This window comes from Stenotrophomonas sp. 05L44_2 (assembly GCF_056665995.1).
The window spans coordinates 1-3,392 of record NZ_JBFTNR010000472.1; the positions used below are offsets into that span (position 1 = coordinate 1).

Below are 3,392 nucleotides of genomic sequence, written 5' to 3' on the forward strand. Positions count from 1 at the left end.
GCATCCATACTTGCCAAGGGTTGGAGGTCGACTACATCGGCGTGATCATCGGGCCGGACCTCGTCATGGAGGACGGCGCCCTCATGACCGTACCTCGAGCGCGCGATAGGCACGACAAGACGATGAAGGGTTACGTGAAGCTATCCCAGTCCCATCCCTCCCACGCTGCCGAACTGGCCGATACCATCATCAAGAACACTTACCGTACCTTGATGACCCGCGGAATGAAGGGGTGCTACGTCTACGCGACCGATCCGCAGGTTGCCGCCTACTTCAGGGCCCGACTCCAGCATGCCGCAGCAGTTGAACAGGCTGCGGAGATGGAGGCCTGAGCGCCTCCAGCTCACAGGTCATTCGGGGCATGTCCCGCGCAATGCGCGCGTGATCCTTCATAACGAAAAGCGCGCTGAGCCGGCAGCCTTACTTCAACCGCTCAACCAACCGCTGCCCCACCTCCAACGCCGAAGCCGGGTTCTGCCCGGTAATCAGCTCACGATCCACCACCACATGCCCCGTCCACGGCGTGGCATTGCTGCTGAATTTCGCACCCGCCCGCTGCAACGCGGTCTGCGGGTAGAACTTCATCTCGCCGCCGCCCAGCAGCGGCTTGGCCTGCTCTTCTTCCTGGTTGCTGATCACCGTCATCTGGTAGCCGCTGTAGATCCACTTCGGCGTGGCCGGCATCGCACCCGCTTCCAGCTTCGCCACGAAGCCCTCAGCATCCGGCAGCGTGGACAGCAGCGCGATCGGCCCGTGGCAGACCAGCGCGGTGGTCTTGTTGCGCTGGTGGAAGTCGACCAGCAGCCGGCCCAGTGCCGGGCTCTTCAGCAGGTCCTGCATCGGCGCGTGGCCACCGGGAATGTAGACCGCATCGAAACGCGCGTAACCCTGCTGCTCGATGCGCGCCAGGCTGACCACCGGCGAAGCCGTCGGCGAGGTCAGCGCCAGCTTCTCCAGCAGGTCCTTGTGCAGCGTCAGCTGCGCGGCGTCGTTGCCGAAGTACGCCGGCGTCACCGAGGACGCATCCACCGTCGGTGCCCGCCCCTGCGGCGTGGCGAAGGTCACCTCGTGGCCCGCGTCCAGCAGCAGCTTGACCGGCTGCATCAGCTCGTTGAGATAGAAGCCGGTGGACAGCACCTTGCCATCCTTCAGGTCCAGGTGGTTTTCGTCGGACAGCACCACCAGCACGTTGGCAGCATGCGCGCCGCTGGCGGCCAGGGTCAGGGCCAGCGCTGCGGCCAGCCGGGTCATCAGGTTCATGGGGAGCTCCTATTGGGGAATGGCGGCCACTTTATTCATCGCCCCAGCGGCGATAAATTGGCCCCATCGCAAAACATCTGTTCCCCGGAGAGCAAAATGAGCCGCAAGTTCGACTACCTGGGCGATGTGGAGGTGTTCCTGGCGGTGGTCGAGCACGGCTCGTTCACGGCTGGCGCGGTCGCGCTGTCCACCACGCCCTCGGTGCTGAGCCGCGCGGTCACCCGCCTGGAAGCGCGGCTGGGCCGGCAGCTGCTGCAGCGGACCACCCGCCGCGTGGGCCTGACCGACGCCGGGCGGCTCTACCGGGAACAGGTGCGTACCGCCTTCGGCCTGCTGGACGACGCCGAGCGCGACGTATTGGCCCAGGACGGTGCGCTGGCCGGCCGCGTGCGCCTGAGCGTGCCCACCACCTATGGCCACTACCGGCTGCCGGCCGTGCTGGYGCGCTTTGCGCAGCAGTACCCGCAGGTGCAGGTGGAACTGAACATCACCAACCGCAACGTGGACCTGGTGGCCGAAGGCTTCGACCTGGCCGTCCGCCTGGGCCAGCTGCCGGACAGCGGGCTGGTGGCGCGCAAGCTGGAAGACGCGCCGCTGCTGCTGGTGGCCGCGCCGGGCTACCTGCAGCGCCGCAGCACGCCGCAGACGCTGGACGACCTGCAGCAGCACCTGTGCCTGCCCTTCGTGATGCCGCGCACCGGGCGGTTGGCGCCGTGGATCTTCCGCGACGGCGGGCGCGACGTGGACTGGCTGCCGCGTTCGTCCATCGAGACATCCGACGATGTGCTGGGCGTGGTGTCGTTGGCCGAACAGGGCATCGGCATCTGCCAGAGCTATGAGTTCATCGTGCGCGAGCGATTGCAGCGTGGGCAGCTGGTGGAGGTGCTGCCGCAGCTGCGGGGGAGATCGCGACCGTTCTCGGTGATCTATGCACCGCATCGGCGCCAGTCGGCGGCGGCACGAGCGATGATTGAGTTGCTGGTGGGGCATGCGGCGGTGGCTGAGGACGGCGTCGGCTAAGGATGCGATGCCTACTTGCGATGTCGGGTTTGAACCGATTTTCGGACCACGCGGCAAATCAGGCGGCGTGGCCACCCGATGCGGACTAAGAACTGTTGCAAAGAAGGCCATCGCACTATTCGCTTGCGGCATGGGCGATTGCGCCACTTTGATTCGCAATCAGTAGAGCATCTGCACGAATGCGTCTTGTGGCGTCGCGTGCTGCACGAAGGGCGCGTGCAACAATAGATATTCGCTCTCGAATTCCGCGATTTCTTCGCGAATTTTGATTTGCATTCGGAGTGACGGCGTAAACACCATGGCGCGCCACCGACAACGGGTGGCCGGGTCTGCAAACCCGAAGAATGCGACGTCTGTTGTTTACGCTTGCCCGTCGGCACCGTCCTTAACCGGTGCCGGCGGGCAATCCGTCGGCCTTTATGGCGGGCGGTGCGTGGGAGTCCTCGGGCTCACCGGCTTATGACGTCGCTTCATCCGGTTTGCAGCCACGCATCGTCCGCCACCCCGCCTACGCGGTGGCGCTGTTAAGCACAGCCAAGGAAACCGACGCCATGAGCGAATCCGAAACCTTCTCCTCGTACGCCGCTGTTGAGCCCATCAACGACGACACGCCACTGCCGGACCTGAGCACCTTCTTGGGCATTCTCAAGCGCATGCGCGGATGCGAGGGGGCTGATGGGCTGCCCTGGCCGGAGAACGATGTGTCACCCGGCCGCCGCGTGAGCCTGGCAAGAACCGAGCGCGCGTTGGTAGGGCTGCTGACGGTGCTTGAGGTGCTGCACTCGGCCGACCGCTGCCGGGTGGCAGCGGAACCARAGCGGCATCTGGATGAGGGGGTGGTTGATGGGCTGTTTCTGGCTTGCCGGGGGTTGGCTGAGTGGGCTTGTCGGGAGGTTAGGCCGGGCGAATGATTAACATGGAAATTGCCCTACTGCACACGTCTTGGAGCATCGACGAGCTCTGTCCTCATCCGAGGAAAGCACTCAATTCTGCACATAAGCGGCGATTTCAGCCTTTCCCTGGATGGCCCCATCGAAATGCTCTGCCATCACCCCAGAGAATAGATTAACAATCTCGCTTGGATTGAATTCAGGCGAGTGCTCAAACAAAAC

At 64.3% G+C, this 3,392-nt stretch carries 4 protein-coding genes; 3 read left to right on the top strand and 1 reads right to left on the bottom strand.

The window, feature by feature from the left end:
* On the top strand, positions 1–332 hold a 332-nt coding region (locus AC1VAN_RS15835), incomplete at its 5' end, for a DNA/RNA helicase domain-containing protein (protein WP_480986159.1).
* A gap of 88 nt (positions 333–420) precedes the next feature.
* On the opposite strand, the gene AC1VAN_RS15840 is transcribed toward AC1VAN_RS15835, so the two are convergent.
* Positions 421–1,260 (bottom strand): type 1 glutamine amidotransferase domain-containing protein, encoded by an 840-nt coding sequence (locus AC1VAN_RS15840; protein ID WP_442252352.1) that lies wholly within the window; start codon positions 1,258–1,260, stop codon positions 421–423.
* A 96-nt stretch (positions 1,261–1,356) separates the two neighbouring features.
* On the opposite strand from AC1VAN_RS15840, the gene AC1VAN_RS15845 reads away from it, so the two are divergent.
* Together AC1VAN_RS15845 and AC1VAN_RS15850 are read left to right on the top strand one after the other, a co-directional pair.
* A complete protein-coding gene (locus AC1VAN_RS15845; RefSeq protein WP_480986160.1) occupies positions 1,357–2,280 on the top strand; it encodes a LysR family transcriptional regulator in 924 nt (307 codons plus the stop codon).
* Between the two features lie 551 nt (positions 2,281–2,831).
* The gene (locus AC1VAN_RS15850) at positions 2,832–3,191 is read left to right on the top strand and encodes a hypothetical protein (protein WP_480986161.1); all 360 of its coding nucleotides are present in this window, start codon (positions 2,832–2,834) and stop codon (positions 3,189–3,191) included.
* Positions 3,192–3,392 lie beyond the last annotated feature (201 nt).